At 36.4% G+C, this 13309-nt stretch carries 13 protein-coding genes; 7 read left to right on the top strand and 6 right to left on the bottom strand.

Annotated elements, in window-relative coordinates:
• Window positions 1-35 precede the first annotated feature (35 nt).
• Entirely contained in the window at window positions 36-785 is a 750-nt protein-coding gene (locus A6E04_RS00720; protein ID WP_065609380.1) for a phosphatase, read from the bottom strand.
• A 143-nt stretch (window positions 786-928) separates the two neighbouring features.
• Between A6E04_RS00720 and A6E04_RS00715 the strand changes: the two genes are divergently transcribed.
• Window positions 929-1108, top strand: coding sequence for a hypothetical protein (locus A6E04_RS00715; protein WP_017021420.1), 180 nt, complete (start codon window positions 929-931; stop codon window positions 1106-1108).
• 2 nt (window positions 1109-1110) lie between these two features.
• Here the strand turns inward: A6E04_RS00715 and A6E04_RS00710 are convergent, their stop codons facing one another.
• From A6E04_RS00710 to A6E04_RS00695, 4 genes are all read right to left on the bottom strand, one after another.
• Window positions 1111-3249, bottom strand: a complete 2139-nt coding sequence (locus tag A6E04_RS00710; protein ID WP_065609378.1) for a transporter substrate-binding domain-containing diguanylate cyclase — start codon at window positions 3247-3249, stop codon at window positions 1111-1113.
• Window positions 3250-3514: 265 nt separating this feature from the next.
• On the bottom strand, window positions 3515-4072 hold the full coding sequence (locus A6E04_RS00705; RefSeq protein ID WP_017021422.1) for a glutaredoxin domain-containing protein: 558 nt from the start codon (window positions 4070-4072) through the stop codon (window positions 3515-3517).
• Window positions 4073-4244: 172 nt separating this feature from the next.
• Window positions 4245-4865: a LysE family translocator gene (locus A6E04_RS00700; protein ID WP_017021423.1), complete on the bottom strand. Its 621-nt coding sequence runs from the start codon at window positions 4863-4865 to the stop codon at window positions 4245-4247.
• 115 nt (window positions 4866-4980) lie between these two features.
• Entirely contained in the window at window positions 4981-5853 is an 873-nt protein-coding gene (locus tag A6E04_RS00695; RefSeq protein WP_065609376.1) for a LysR family transcriptional regulator, read from the bottom strand.
• A gap of 78 nt (window positions 5854-5931) precedes the next feature.
• On the opposite strand from A6E04_RS00695, the gene A6E04_RS00690 reads away from it, so the two are divergent.
• From A6E04_RS00690 to A6E04_RS00680, 3 genes are all read left to right on the top strand, one after another.
• Window positions 5932-7116, top strand: coding sequence for a multidrug effflux MFS transporter (locus tag A6E04_RS00690; protein ID WP_012552150.1), 1185 nt, complete (start codon window positions 5932-5934; stop codon window positions 7114-7116).
• Window positions 7117-7354: 238 nt separating this feature from the next.
• A complete protein-coding gene (locus A6E04_RS00685) occupies window positions 7355-8011 on the top strand; it encodes a 2OG-Fe dioxygenase family protein (protein ID WP_017021425.1) in 657 nt (218 codons plus the stop codon).
• Window positions 7995-9227 (top strand): cysteine desulfurase-like protein, encoded by a 1233-nt coding sequence (locus tag A6E04_RS00680; RefSeq protein ID WP_065609374.1) that lies wholly within the window; start codon window positions 7995-7997, stop codon window positions 9225-9227. Before A6E04_RS00685 ends, A6E04_RS00680 begins: the two co-directional genes overlap by 17 nt.
• On the opposite strand, the gene A6E04_RS00675 is transcribed toward A6E04_RS00680, so the two are convergent.
• Window positions 9194-9511: a c-type cytochrome gene (locus tag A6E04_RS00675; RefSeq protein ID WP_017021427.1), complete on the bottom strand. Its 318-nt coding sequence runs from the start codon at window positions 9509-9511 to the stop codon at window positions 9194-9196. The genes A6E04_RS00680 and A6E04_RS00675 overlap by 34 nt on opposite strands.
• Window positions 9512-9729: 218 nt before the next feature.
• Here A6E04_RS00675 and A6E04_RS00670 point away from each other — a divergent pair, with 218 nt between their 5' ends.
• The 3 genes from A6E04_RS00670 (at window position 9730) to A6E04_RS00660 (ending at window position 13214) form a co-directional block, all read left to right on the top strand.
• Window positions 9730-11751 carry an EAL domain-containing protein gene (locus A6E04_RS00670; RefSeq protein WP_065609372.1) on the top strand — a complete coding sequence of 674 codons (2022 nt, stop codon included), beginning with the start codon at window positions 9730-9732 and terminating at the stop codon, window positions 11749-11751.
• Between the two features lie 199 nt (window positions 11752-11950).
• On the top strand, window positions 11951-12562 hold the full coding sequence (locus A6E04_RS00665; protein ID WP_065609369.1) for a sigma-70 family RNA polymerase sigma factor: 612 nt from the start codon (window positions 11951-11953) through the stop codon (window positions 12560-12562).
• Entirely contained in the window at window positions 12555-13214 is a 660-nt protein-coding gene (locus A6E04_RS00660) for a ChrR family anti-sigma-E factor (protein WP_065609367.1), read from the top strand. Before A6E04_RS00665 ends, A6E04_RS00660 begins: the two co-directional genes overlap by 8 nt.
• The last annotated feature ends 95 nt before the right edge of the window (window positions 13215-13309 follow it).

Raw genomic sequence — 13309 nt, 5'->3', positions numbered from 1 at the left:
ACTCAATCTTCCATGTTCATTTCTAAAAGAAAGCATTATTTTGATAGTGCTTCGAATTCAGCAATTGGAGCATGTCCACGTAATGCTAAAAAAGCTAAAAACTGTTTCGGTGAATGAGTAATAATTTTATCGAAGGGGAAATCTAAGGCATCAATTAATTGTTCTACTTTTTCAAATTTCCCAATGTCTTGACAAAAATGCGCATCACTTCCTGTCGTAATATACGCGCCTAATTCTTTCGCTACCTTAGCGATTTCATAGCAACGGTCAACACTACCTACTCGGCTAGTTCCTTTCAGTGAGGTATTGTTTATTTCAATGGCAACGTTATGTTTAACTGCCTCTTGAATTACTTCTTTAAAATCAAAATCAAAATTTGGATTGCCTAAATGGCCTAATGCATCTACACGACCTGATGAGATAATCTTGATTAATGCTTGGGTGTGTACTAACTTATTTTTAGGGGGAAAAACTGGCTCGTGGAAACTTGCAATGATCCAGTCTAGGTTTTGGTCAACCGAAAGGGGAATATCTATATCTCCTTCTAGATTACAAATGTTGACTTCGCAGCCCCTAAGAATAGCGACGCCATGAAGAAAACGAGGTAATACGCGCTGATTACTGAAAAACCAATAATGTGGCGCGCCAGGCATTGAAGAGGCGTGATCTGTAGTACAAAACATAGGTAAACCAAGTGTGGATGCTGAAAAAGCATTCTCACTGATTGTACTGTAAGCATGGCCACTAGCATAAGTGTGAGTGTGGGTATCTACCTGAATGCGCATTTGTTTTCTCCAATCAACAGCGATACGAACAGTATAACTGATTTTTGAAACTTTTAGCTTTTACATTTGTCTGACAAAGCGTAAGAAAAAGAGAACTATTATTGGTTCAATCAATGTGTGAATGGATATGATCGAGACTTGTTATGATTAAAGCAGATACTCTTAAAATTGAATTGAATGAACTGACGGTATATCAGTTACGCAATCTTCAACATGCGATCAGTAAAAAATTGAAAGAAAAGTCGGCTCAAAGTTACACAAAAAAAGCCGAGCTTTTGACTCAAGAAGAACTGGATATGTTAGCGGAAGTGATGAAGAACTAACGCTACCCAATGACTACTTTATTTCTACCTTGTTCTTTCGCTGCGTATAAAGCCGCATCAGCTTTAATTAATAGTTCTTCATAACTCAGGTTTTCATTAAATTGAGCTATCCCAAAGCTCATTGTTATTGTTTGCTCATTTGTTGCAGGCATCTTTTCTATTTTCTTCCGTAAACATTCCGCTAATACCTTTGCTCCTGATGAGTGAGTATTAGGGCAAATGATGATGAATTCTTCTCCCCCCCATCGACCGACAATGTCAGAGGTTCTTATGTTATTTAGTAAGAGTGCTGACATATTAACGATCACTTCATCACCTGCAATATGTCCAAAAGTATCATTAATCTTTTTAAAATAATCGATGTCACACATGATAACGCTGAGTGGCATATCGGTGCGAAGCGATAATTTTTGCTGCTTAACTAAATGTGTATCTATTACACGTCGGTTATAGAGAGAGGTTAAGCTGTCGTAAGTGGACAGTTGAATCAACTTAGTGTTGTATTTTTTTAGTAGTTTTTGTCTATACAATAATGCACCAATGATCGCGACGATAACACCAAGTAAAACTTTAAATAATTTCACATCAAATGGACTTGTGTATTTTACTGACAGCCAATTATTAATGAGTGTGTTGGTTTCTTCTGGAGGAATAGAATGTATTGTTTTTTCAATAATGCTTTTTAATAAAGGTTCATCATTACGAGTTCCTATCCTAAGATCCCAGGTGTTTTCTACTTTGCCACTGATCATTAAAGAGGGGTAATGACGTTGTATTGCATAACTTAATATTTCAACAGAATCAATGAAACCAAATAACTCACCACTATTGACTTTCGTTAAGCCTTCTTCTAAATCATCTACAAACTCAATTTTTACAGAAGGGTGAAATAGAGGCGTCATATTCGATTGAGAGTAACCCCTAATAATACCAATGCTTACATCTCTTAGGTGGTTAAAGTTGGTAATGAAGCGAGCGTCAGTTTTCGTCGCGATAACAATGTCACTTTTATAGACTGTTTTTGTATAATCTAATGTACTCAGTGTTGCGTTGGTCATATCTATAGGGAGGATTAAATCACACACTCTATTGTTGATTTTTTGTAGACTCTCGTTCCAATCTTTTGTTGGGATAAATTGAAATGGAATATTTAATTTCTCTTGAATTAATGAGATTAAAGACGTTGACATTCCGATGGGTTTGCCATTATTAACGCCACTAAATGGCATGAGATCATTAGGAAGGCAATAGTTGAATTGTGATTTTGTGTTTAAGTACTCTAACTCTGCATCAGATAAGGGCAGTAAACCATCTTTAAATGCAATGGGTTTTTTTATTAACCATGCATTATTCAAATTATGTATATCATCCAAAGAAATACTCTCGATTGCTTTATCAAGTATGTTTTTTAGGAGAATATTATTCTTATTCGTTGCAAGGTAATTATAAGTATCAGTAAAGTGCGCTTGGTCATTAATATCTTTAGTATTCAATGAGGTGAAATAATATTTTGAAAGGTAGTAATTAAAAACAGCAAGCGGTCCTATCGCGGCATCTGCATTTCCATTTAATACTTGTTCGATAGATTCAAGGGTATTGGAAGAGAGTAATACATCAGAATCTGGATAATGATGAGATAAAATATCTTGGTAGGCGTATTGTTCTACGACAGAAACGACTTTATCCGTAAGATAATCATCAAATGTGCCTAGATCCATATTATTAAAATATAAAGGTGAATTTGTTTTTTTTGATAATAAGGCATTTGTCATCGTGAAAACTGGATTATGACTGAAATTTAAATATTTCTTCCTACTTTCTGTTTTTCGAATGTTCGCGATGACATCAATCTCATTATTTTTAAGTAACGTTAATGATTGCGCCCATGATGTGTGCTTCACATAGATAATCTCAACATTGAGTTGTGCGGCTATTAATTGCATATAATCAGGGCTATAGCCTTTTAAAACACCGTCTTCAAGAAAGCTGTAAGGAGGAAAGTGTTCGTCACTATAGACCGTCAGTGTGGGATGAGAATTTAGATATTCTTGTTCTTCTTTAGTAAGTGATACGGTATTTGCTGCTAAAGTTGACCAACTAACTATCAGTAATAGAGAAGTTAGCATTTGTAGAAATATCATAAATAATAAATGCCCTGTAATTTGAGTCGCTATTATAATTTATGGAAGCATCAAATGTACACCATTGATATTATAAATGATGCAGGATATCTTTAATGCATACCTAGAATCTATCTCTCCTTATTATAGCATTAACTTTGATAATGAATTATTTTGATATGATTTATTTCATGTATCGTTAATATTATTCATGAATCTAATGTGTTCTGGATTTAGTTATTAATATAAAACTCACATTTAATTATGAGTTTTATATTTAAGACAGTTACTTATTTAAATGCAAAGTTAAGTTATCAAATCCACCAATATATTTCCCATCAAGCCATATTTGAGGAACGGTGACTGGCGTTTTTTGACCTATAATTGCTTTCACTTCAGGGATCATTCTATAAAGTGCTGCGCTGTCTTTAACGACATCATGATAAATATAGTCGACTCCTTTTTCATCTAATGCGGCTTTTGCTTTTATACAAAAAGGGCAGGTTGCTTTACCATAAACCACATTACCTTTTATTTCATCTCGTTGTGCTACTTGAGCGATTACTGCTTGTACTAGCACTCCTCGATTCAAGGCCTCACCTTCACTTATCACTGTGTTTTCAACAATAATAATGGGAGCATGCCATGCCTTGAGTTTTAAAGGCTCCCACCAATAAGTCAGCCAATCTTTAACTTCTAATTCTATTGGAATGCCGGAAAGCTCTGAATCAAAGGTATCTTGAAGAATGTCTTTGGTGAGAGTGCATTCTCCACAGGGGATATTCACTTTAAAGGGTCCCCAGCTACCACCCCAACGGTATAAGGTTATTTTAATTGGTTTCATTGTGACCCTCTATAATTAATAAAAGCGATAATTCATCATAGAACGTTTGTTTTAAAAATGAAACTTAATTGCTAATTAAATGTATAGAATTGAATTGCTTAGAAATAGAGTTGAAGGTATAAAAAAGCGACTATATAAGTCGCTTTTTTATACTGTTTATAGGCTGTCGGGATTAGCCCATGAATAACCAAATAGCGACACCTATCATTAATGTGCCTGAAATACGGTTCATGATTTTTACGTTATTTGAATGACCTAAAACACGCTTAAGGCCTTTGCCTCCTACCGCATACAGAGTCATGCATAAAAATTCACAAATTAAGATGATAGAGACTAACGCAATTAACTGAGGGGCAATGGCATTGCTTCCATCAATAAAAGGAGGCAGTAATGACACCATAAAAGCCCAACCTTTAGGGTTTGCAATGGCAGTAACAAAACCTTGTACGACTAAATCCCAATCTTTTCCTTTTGGTGCTTCAGCTTGTTCGCCTGTCATGGCTAACTTGCCTCTAGAACGCCACATTTGAATGCCAATATAAGCAAGATAGGTGGCTCCAATGGCTTTAAAAATAGTAAATAACCAAGGGTAGTTGAGCATAATTGCAGCAACACCTAAGACGGCAGCGACAGCAACAACGGCTACGCCTACTAGTTCACCCATCATCATCCATAATGTGCGTTTATAGCCGATACTCATGCCTAAGCTAAGTGCTAATGTCATGCACATTCCTGGGGTAACAGAAACAAAAAAGAAGGTTGGGATAAAAGCCCATAAAATAGCGGTATTCATTCTATTTACAACTCAATAAACTAATCGATAAGCGGCATAGAGTACGGAAATCTAATGTGAATGCAATGAAAATAATATCATTCTAATGTTAATTTTATTATTACTGTTATAACGATCAACTTAGTTTGTTTTTTAAATATTTTATGAATAACTGAGTTCGCGTATGTTCATACGTGAGTGCAGGGTAATAGGCATTAACTGAGATGTGATCGGCGGTATAACCAGGAAGAATAGGGATAAGTTCACCTAGGTTTATATCTTCAATAAGCATTTGTCTACTCGCAAATAAAATACCCATGCCACGTTTAGCTGCATGAAATAAAGCATCTGGATTGGTTGTCGCAAAGTTGCCTCTTAATCGAATTCGCTTACCGTCTGACAGTTTAATTTCTCTAACGGGTCTTTCCCCCCAAATAAGTATGTTGTGATTGTTAAGATCATCTAGGTTCTCTGGGGTACCATTTTTTTCAATATAGGCTTTAGAGGCAAAGAATTCAGAATGATGTTGAAAAAGTGGGGTATGTTTATAGCTAAAGGTATTCAGTTGTTCTAATTCTCGACTAATAAAGACATCGACATTAGTATCAGGGATCTGGCCTGGTAGCGTGGTAATCAGTTGGACTTTTATTTTTGGATAAGTTGTTAAAAAATCATCTAAGTACTTAATAATGAATTTAGAGCCAACAGTTAACGTGGCGCCTATTCTTAATAATCCCGTTGGCGTTTGATTAATGGCTCTTGTTTCATCAACTAAGTATTGCCACTGATCTAACTGCAATCGAGCTCGTTGATAAAATAAGATCCCCGCTTCTGTCTGATGAACAGAACGGGTAGTACGAGTAAGTAACTGAACACCAACACGATCTTCTAACCAGTTGATACGTTTACTAATAGCGGATCCTGAGGTATTTAATTGAAAAGCCGCGGCATTGAAGCTGCCTTCTTCAACCACTTTTATATAGCTTCTAACACTTTCTATCCAATCCATTATTACTTCCTAGTAAGACGTAATGTGATTCCTGTCTACTGTATTATCATTTATACAGAGTGAATGTAAACTTACGTGATGACGCTATTTAATACAACCGATTTTAAGAAAACCCCTTTATTTCTCGCAATGATGATCATTGCAACAGGTCAAGTAGGGGTGAGTATTTATTTGCCATCATTGCCCTTAATCAGCCACGATTTAGGTGTTTCTTCCGCTGATGTGCAATTACTTGTTACGCTATTTTTAGTGGGCTTTGGCGTGTCCCAATTATTCTATGGACCCGTGTCTGATGCGATTGGACGTCGGCCTATCTTTATTTTAGGTCAAGGGATTTATTTATTAGGCACTCTTTTGTGTGTATCTATGACGGATAATTTTACTGCATTAGTGTTAGGGCGTTTACTGCAAGGTTTAGGCGCGGGGAGTGCCTCAGTATTAGGGCGAAGTGTACTGCGAGACAGCTACAGCGGCTATCATTTGACTAAAGCCATGTCGTATATTTCGATCACGGCATCTATCTTACCAATCTTAGCGCCGGTTATTGGAGGTTGGATAGCATGGCATTTTAGTTGGGAATGGGTCTTTGGTTTTGTTTTATTGTATCTCATTGGCATTTTAACATTAGGGTATTTTATTCTTCCTGAAACTCTGCCTTATAAACCAAAAAAATTCAGCTTAGCTCAAACATTACGGGATTACGGTGCTTTATTTCGTAATGCTCAGGTGATCTCTAGTGCCAGTTTTAATTGGATCAGTTATTTAGCTAGCTTAGTCTCTGTATCATTATTGCCTTTTTTATTACAGGGTGATTTAGGGTTAACGACGGCTGAGTATGGCGAGATAATGATCATCCCTTCGGCTGGGTTAATGATGGGCAGCTTTATTCTGAACAGTCTAAATAAAAAATGGTCAATTAATCAGCTAATATGTCTTGCTCTCGTGATCATGTCAATTTCTGGTATATGGTTGGTTGTTTTTACTACGTCTCTATTTTCGTTAATATTTGGGTTTACATTATTAGCGGTTTCACAAGGGATCATCTTTCCATTGTCGATTACTTTATTATTGTCACCACACACTAAAAACGTAGGCACTATTTCTGCGTTATCTGGTTCTATCCAAATGTGTTTATCAGGTATTCTTGGTGGTTATTTAGTTAAGCATTGGGTTGTAGATCAAAACAGTTTAGGTGTCTTTTATTTATTGATTGCCTCTATGATGTTGTGTGTATTGTTTTGGAATAGGAAAGTTAGGCTATAAATAATATTAATAATCAATGAATTAAATTTATTACAGCCTAGAGTTCTGGTTTTAAGCATACGGTCAGTTGTTCAGTGAATGATACAACTGCTATTTTGTTATTCTGTAGCGTTATCTTTTTAATGTTTCTGTTAATGTAAATTAATGAACTAAAAAGTTTGATTTATTAGCATTTATGCGTAAATAATAAAGAATGTAAAATAATTGTTAATTTCGATTGCACTAGGCAGGAGGTGCTATGTTACATTCTCACGATACGTCCTTACAGTTGACTCAATTGAGTTATGATGCAGTTCATCAACTCGCCCCCTCCTTCTCTGGGTTGCCTAAAACCATGCACGCGGATGGTAACTATCGATTAAGACGTTACTCCGTGATCTGTGTTGTTAATAACGATGTAGTGGAAACAAATAAGCATAACTTTGTACAAAGTGAAGACATCAATCACTTTCAAGGTGATGTTGTTCGTGAATTTGAAGGCATTGAAAAGGCGATTCTTAACAGTGAAGGTATGGCTGAAATGTGTCAAGTCTTCATGGAGCTAAACCATTTACCCAATGGGCAAGAAATAGAAATCCATCAAATGCGTATTGCCGCTATTTACAAAGAAACACAAATAGCACCAGAAGGTATTCATCAAGATGGGTTCGATCACATTGCCCTTATTGGTATTGATCGTTCGAATATTGAAGGCGGTGAATTACTGATTTATAAAGATTCAGAAGAAGCCCCATTTTTTAGAAAGATCTTAGAAGACGGTGAAGTGGCAATGGTTGATGATAGAAAGTTGTGGCACAACGGTCAGCCGATCCGCTTAATCGATCAAAACCATGAAGGACACATGGATGTTTTTGTACTAACGGCTAAGGATAAGAACGATGAACTTCACTCCTAATCACGTTCGATCCCAATTTACCGCGTTATCACAGCAAGTTAATGATCAATCAGTGGTTTTTCTGGATGGTCCTGGGGGCTCTCAAGTTCCTAGTTCTGTGTTGTCTGCAATGACTGGTTATCTAGGGTATGCAAATTCAAACTTAGGAGGTCACTTTTTTTCAAGCCATGTCACAGATGCCGTGCTTAAACAGGCTCGTCAATCGTGTGCTGTATTTTTAAATGCTCCGACTGAAGATAATATTGTGTTTGGTGCCAATATGACGTCATTAACGTTTCAGTTGAGCCGTACGATCAGCCGAGATTGGAAAGCTGGAGATGAAATTATTGTGACGGCATTAGATCATTATTCTAATGTATCAAGTTGGCAGCAAGCAGCAGAAGATAAGGGCGTGATTGTTCACCAAGTGAGAGTGAATCTCGATGATTGCACATTGGATATGGATCATTTTTACTCATTACTTTCACCAAAAACTCGCCTTGTTGCAACCACCTATGCTTCAAATACCACGGGATCATTAGTGAATGTAAAATCAATGATTTTGGCAGCACATAACGTGAATGCAATGGTTTATGTAGACGCAGTACATTATGCACCTCACCATTTGATCGATGTTCAAGAACTCGATTGTGATTTTCTTGCATGTTCTGCCTATAAGTTTTTTGGACCACACGTTGGGATCGCCTATGTATCAACAAGATGGTTAAGGGAATTAACCCCTTATAAAGTTGAACCTGCAACAAACATAGGCCCAGGGCGATTTGAAACAGGAACTCAGAGCTTTGAAGGTCTAGCTGGGATTGTCGCCGCTATTGAGTATTTAGCGCAGTGGGGAAGTGAAGGAAGCAGTTTAAGAGATAGGTTAATCGACAGTTTTGAGCAATTTAATAAACATGAATTGCACTTGACTCACTATTTTTTAAGTAAGTTGACATCGCGCAGTTATATTCAATTATATGGAATTAAAAACAGTGATGACCTGTGCTCTCGTACACCTACATTTGCGCTTCGGTTTAGTGGTTATACGCCCGAATACGTAGCGACAGTACTAGGAAAAGAAAATGTTTGCGTATGGAGTGGGCATTTTTATGCGCTAGGTTTAATCCGTCAATTAGGGTTAGAGGAAAGCGGTGGTGTTGTTCGTATTGGATTAATGCATTACAACACAACGGAAGAGATAGATTATTTATTCTCGTTATTAGATTCACTCGCATAAAATGCCGCGATATCACGTAAATCAGCATCATTTAAACGTTGCAGCTGAGCTTTCATCATTGCAGCAAGAGGTCCAGTACGCTCCCCATTTTTATACGCTTTCATTGATGAATATAAATAGAGTTCATTTTGCTTATGCAGATTGGGGTAGCTGCTATTTGTCGCCTCGCCAGTACTACCATGACAATATACACAACTTGGAGATTTCATTTTCCCTAGTTTGGCATCACCAGAAAGTACGTTAAAAGAACAAAATAAAAATAGAAGAGGGAGATACTTAAACATTTTCAATACCTTACTGTGTGAATTGTGATTAAGCCTTTATATTTTTATGGAGTCAATCACCGAAGTAAGGATTTGAGATACAGTTACTATTTTTATCATTAACTTGATGATAGACTTAATTTTAATTGAAAACAAAGTGCTAAAAGCTACTTTATGGTATATCATTCCCAAACTTATGAATGGTTAACTGTAAAGGAGTCGCAGTGTTTACCTATCTAATGAAGCATTTGCCTGCGAACAAGTACCTTGCTGGAATTAGCAACGTCTTTATTATGCTATTACCCGTCTCTTTAATTTCGTCTTTTTGTTTATTAGCCTCTAATGGCGCAAGTCTATTTGAGTGGCGTGAAGTCAGTAGCGAGTTGAAGATTATTAGCTCGCTCATTGCACAATTATTCCCTGTTTTACTTGTTGTTTTCTTTTCTCAATATCTGGCTTCTCTTCATAAACAACCGGTTGTTGCCGTCATTACATCATCTGTTTTATTGTATTTTATTATCTGTTTTCAATGGGAGTTATTTCATGATGGTAGTGTAATTCCTATCAATTTCCCTTTTGCTATTCTTATTCCTATTATCGTTAGCTTTTTTTATCAATACCTCCAATTGTGGTCAGTGTTTAAAGACTCGCACTTGCCTAATGTTGTTGAACGTTCAATCAATCTTGTTATTTCAGTGTGCTTAGTCAGTAGTCTTATTGTTTGTTTGAGTTATGCGATTAGATATGTGGTATTTGATGGCTTAGATCTTACGTTAGGAATGCCAGATTTAGATCCCATGTCATTATTTGATGGGATAATTTATGAATTAATGAGAGGTGTTTTTTGGTCTATTGGGATCAATGGGCATGTGATTTTAGCACCTTATAAAATAGAACTTTTTAGGATGACATCAGAGAGTCTTGTTCTGATTGAAGCGGGCATAGGAACCATGCCGATCTTAACCAGTAACTTTTATGATTTTTATACCGGAATGGGGGGCTCGGGGAACACGCTTAGCTTGGTGTTATGTGTTTTATTATTTGCGAAAAATAAAGGATATCGAACTCTCGCAAAAGCCGCATTACTTCTTAGTATTTTTAATATTAATGAACCCATTTTGTATGGATTACCGATTATGTTTAATCCAATGATGATTATTCCATTTCTATTAGCCCCTATTGCAGGGTTAATTATTGCGTACTTTGCAACGTTATGGGGCATGGTACCTCCTATTATGGGAGTGATTAGTTGGATGACACCGCCATTGATCGGTGGTTATTTAGGAACGGAAGGTGAGATCTCAGGTTCGATACTTCAAGGTGTTATTTTATTGATTGGTATTGCTATTTATTACCCATTTTTTATTCGTATGGATAAATTAAGTATGGGAAAAACAGCATTGGATTCTTTAACTGAGCGTTTCTTTACCTCTGAAAAAATTGATACTACTAAAGCAATTGGCAGTTATATTCCGCATTTATCGATAAATATGGCGGCTCAAAAGAATGTAGAACACCTACATAAAACGGGGGATTTTATTTTATATTATCAACCTCAATATGACATTGATAAACAAAAAGTCATTTCTTTAGAGGCGCTAATTCGACATCGTTCTTACTCTGGTTACATTACACCGCCCACTTTTATTGAGTCTTTTTCTGAACTTGGTTTATTGCCTGAATTGGATTTTTGGGTGCTCGAAAAAGCGATTTCGACGGCAAGCCTCTATGCGCATGATCCTAATTTTAAGGTATCAATAAATGTGTCTCCAGAAACGGTATTAGTGCCTACATTTTTAACAACAGTCACTCAATTGGTAAACCGCAGTTCATTAAGCTTCACACAACTTGAATTAGAAATAACGGAAGAGCTGTTAATTAAAGATGAGCAGCAAACAAAGAAAACCTTGAATCAATTAAGATCGTTAGGGATAACGATTGCTCTCGATGATTTTGGTTCTGGTTATTCTTCAATTGCTTACTTATCGCGTTTTGATTTTGATAAAGTAAAAATTGATCGCTCTTTATTGTTAAACATAGACACGGAACGTGGTCGAAAGTTATTTGGTTTGGCCGTTGAGTTAGGGCAAATTACAGGGGCGAGTATTGTGGTTGAAGGTGCAGAAACTAAAGATGAGGTCGATTTTATACAGTCTTTAGGCATCGCTTGTATTCAAGGTTTTTTCTTTTACAAACCAATGCCTATTGAAGAGGTAGTTGAATTAGGATTGGTTAAACTAGAAGATGAAACGGTGATGTAATTTTATAATAAGTCATTGTTCATTTTCTAAGAAGATCGCATTTAGTATGTCTATACGTAGCGATCTTTTTTGTTTTTAGTATTGTGAGTTTGTACGGGATTCTGTGGCATTAAAAAATAAATGCAGTGTTATAGTGTAGATTGTGATCCAATTATTAAGCATAACCGTAGAACAGAGTATGGAAACTTTGGAGATGGTTATGCAAACTCATTATGTAGAGGTTAACAATCAAGTGAACCCAATACAAAACCAGCCAGACAACGATAAAGAGAAAGCAAATCTTGATGCATGGTTGTTACAGGTAGCCTCATCTCAAGATAAGCAGGCTTTCTCTCTACTTTTTAAGTGGTTTGCACCTAAAATACGCGCTTATGGCATCAAGAAATTCAATGATCCCACATTAGCGATGGATCTTGTTCAAGAAACAATGACGCTCGTGTGGCGAAAAGCTGCGTTATTTAATCAGAATAAAGGTAATGCGTCGGGGTGGATATTTACAGTAATGAGAAACCACAGTTTTGATATGTTACGTAAAATTCAGTCAAATAAAGAAGACACGATAAGTGACGAACTCTGGCCATTGTTCGATAAGCAAGTTGAGAGCGTAGAACTTGATTGGTTAGAAACCAGAAAATTAAAAAAAGCCGTGAGTGTATTACCGCCTAATCAAAGAGTCGTGGTGGAAGGGATTTATGAGCAGGGGCTTACACAGCAAGAACTGTCAGAGCAACTCAGCGAACCGATTGGAACCATCAAATCAAGATTACGTTTAGCCTTAACCAAATTAAGACAGGAGTATGAGCATGAATAAGATAACCCACCATCCTAGTGATGCACTATTACATTCTCATATTGATGGGGATTTACCTGAATCGTTGTCTGTTGCTATGACTTTGCATTGTGATTTGTGTGAGCACTGTAAACACAAAGCGGAAAAATTGACTCAGTTGTTTGCAGTAAAAGCATGGAAAGAACCAAGTATAAGAGACACTAATGACGTTGATTTTTCCGATATGCTTGATGGTATTCTAAACAGTGATATTACAGACAGTTACCTGAAAGAAAAGCCAGTAGAGCATATCTTTATTAATTCATTGCATTATGAATTGCCTTACGTATTACATCGCTATGTTGATATGAAATGGAATCAATTGGGTGCCGTTAGTCGTGCTCGTTTAATTGAAGAAGGTGAAACACGTTCTAACCTTTTACAGATTAATGCTGGTGGTGTTATTCCTGCCCATACACACAAAGGCTTTGAGTTAACTCTGTTACTTGATGGTAGCTTTGAAGATGAATCAGGGACGTATAATAAAGGTGACTTTATTTGGTTAGATGCATCACATGCTCATAGCCCAAAAACGATAGAAGGGTGTTTATGTTATACCGTGCAAAATGCGCCATTACACTTTACACAGGGTATTAGTAAACTATTTAATCCGATTGGCAATTTATTGTACTAAACTGTAACTAAGGTAATAAAAAATAAATAAAAGATCACAGGAAGTGATCTTTTTTGAATACTACTGCGTAGTTATTCATAAGTTCAATAAGGATA

The organism is Aliivibrio logei, assembly GCF_001691055.1.
GTDB classification, from domain to species: domain Bacteria; phylum Pseudomonadota; class Gammaproteobacteria; order Enterobacterales; family Vibrionaceae; genus Aliivibrio; species Aliivibrio salmonicida.
The sequence above is the reverse complement of the archived record's forward strand: the minus strand, read 5'-3'. Positions and strand labels throughout refer to the sequence as shown.

Excerpts from the sequence above, each read along its gene's own strand:
- A6E04_RS00710 (WP_065609378.1), bottom strand. The coding sequence starts at position 3,249 with ATGATATTTCTACAAATGCTAACTTCTCTATTACTGATAGTTAGTTGG.
- A6E04_RS00700 (WP_017021423.1), bottom strand. The coding sequence starts at position 4,865 with ATGAATACCGCTATTTTATGGGCTTTTATCCCAACCTTCTTTTTTGTT.
- A6E04_RS00685 (WP_017021425.1), top strand. The coding sequence starts at position 7,355 with ATGTTACATTCTCACGATACGTCCTTACAGTTGACTCAATTGAGTTAT.
- A6E04_RS00660 (WP_065609367.1), top strand. The coding sequence starts at position 12,555 with ATGAATAAGATAACCCACCATCCTAGTGATGCACTATTACATTCTCAT.
- A6E04_RS00695 (WP_065609376.1), bottom strand. The coding sequence starts at position 5,853 with ATGGATTGGATAGAAAGTGTTAGAAGCTATATAAAAGTGGTTGAAGAA.
- A6E04_RS00665 (WP_065609369.1), top strand. The coding sequence starts at position 11,951 with ATGCAAACTCATTATGTAGAGGTTAACAATCAAGTGAACCCAATACAA.
- A6E04_RS00680 (WP_065609374.1), top strand. The coding sequence starts at position 7,995 with ATGAACTTCACTCCTAATCACGTTCGATCCCAATTTACCGCGTTATCA.
- A6E04_RS00675 (WP_017021427.1), bottom strand. The coding sequence starts at position 9,511 with ATGTTTAAGTATCTCCCTCTTCTATTTTTATTTTGTTCTTTTAACGTA.
- A6E04_RS00720 (WP_065609380.1), bottom strand. The coding sequence starts at position 785 with ATGCGCATTCAGGTAGATACCCACACTCACACTTATGCTAGTGGCCAT.
- A6E04_RS00705 (WP_017021422.1), bottom strand. The coding sequence starts at position 4,072 with ATGAAACCAATTAAAATAACCTTATACCGTTGGGGTGGTAGCTGGGGA.
- A6E04_RS00670 (WP_065609372.1), top strand. The coding sequence starts at position 9,730 with ATGAAGCATTTGCCTGCGAACAAGTACCTTGCTGGAATTAGCAACGTC.
- A6E04_RS00715 (WP_017021420.1), top strand. The coding sequence starts at position 929 with ATGATTAAAGCAGATACTCTTAAAATTGAATTGAATGAACTGACGGTA.
- A6E04_RS00690 (WP_012552150.1), top strand. The coding sequence starts at position 5,932 with ATGACGCTATTTAATACAACCGATTTTAAGAAAACCCCTTTATTTCTC.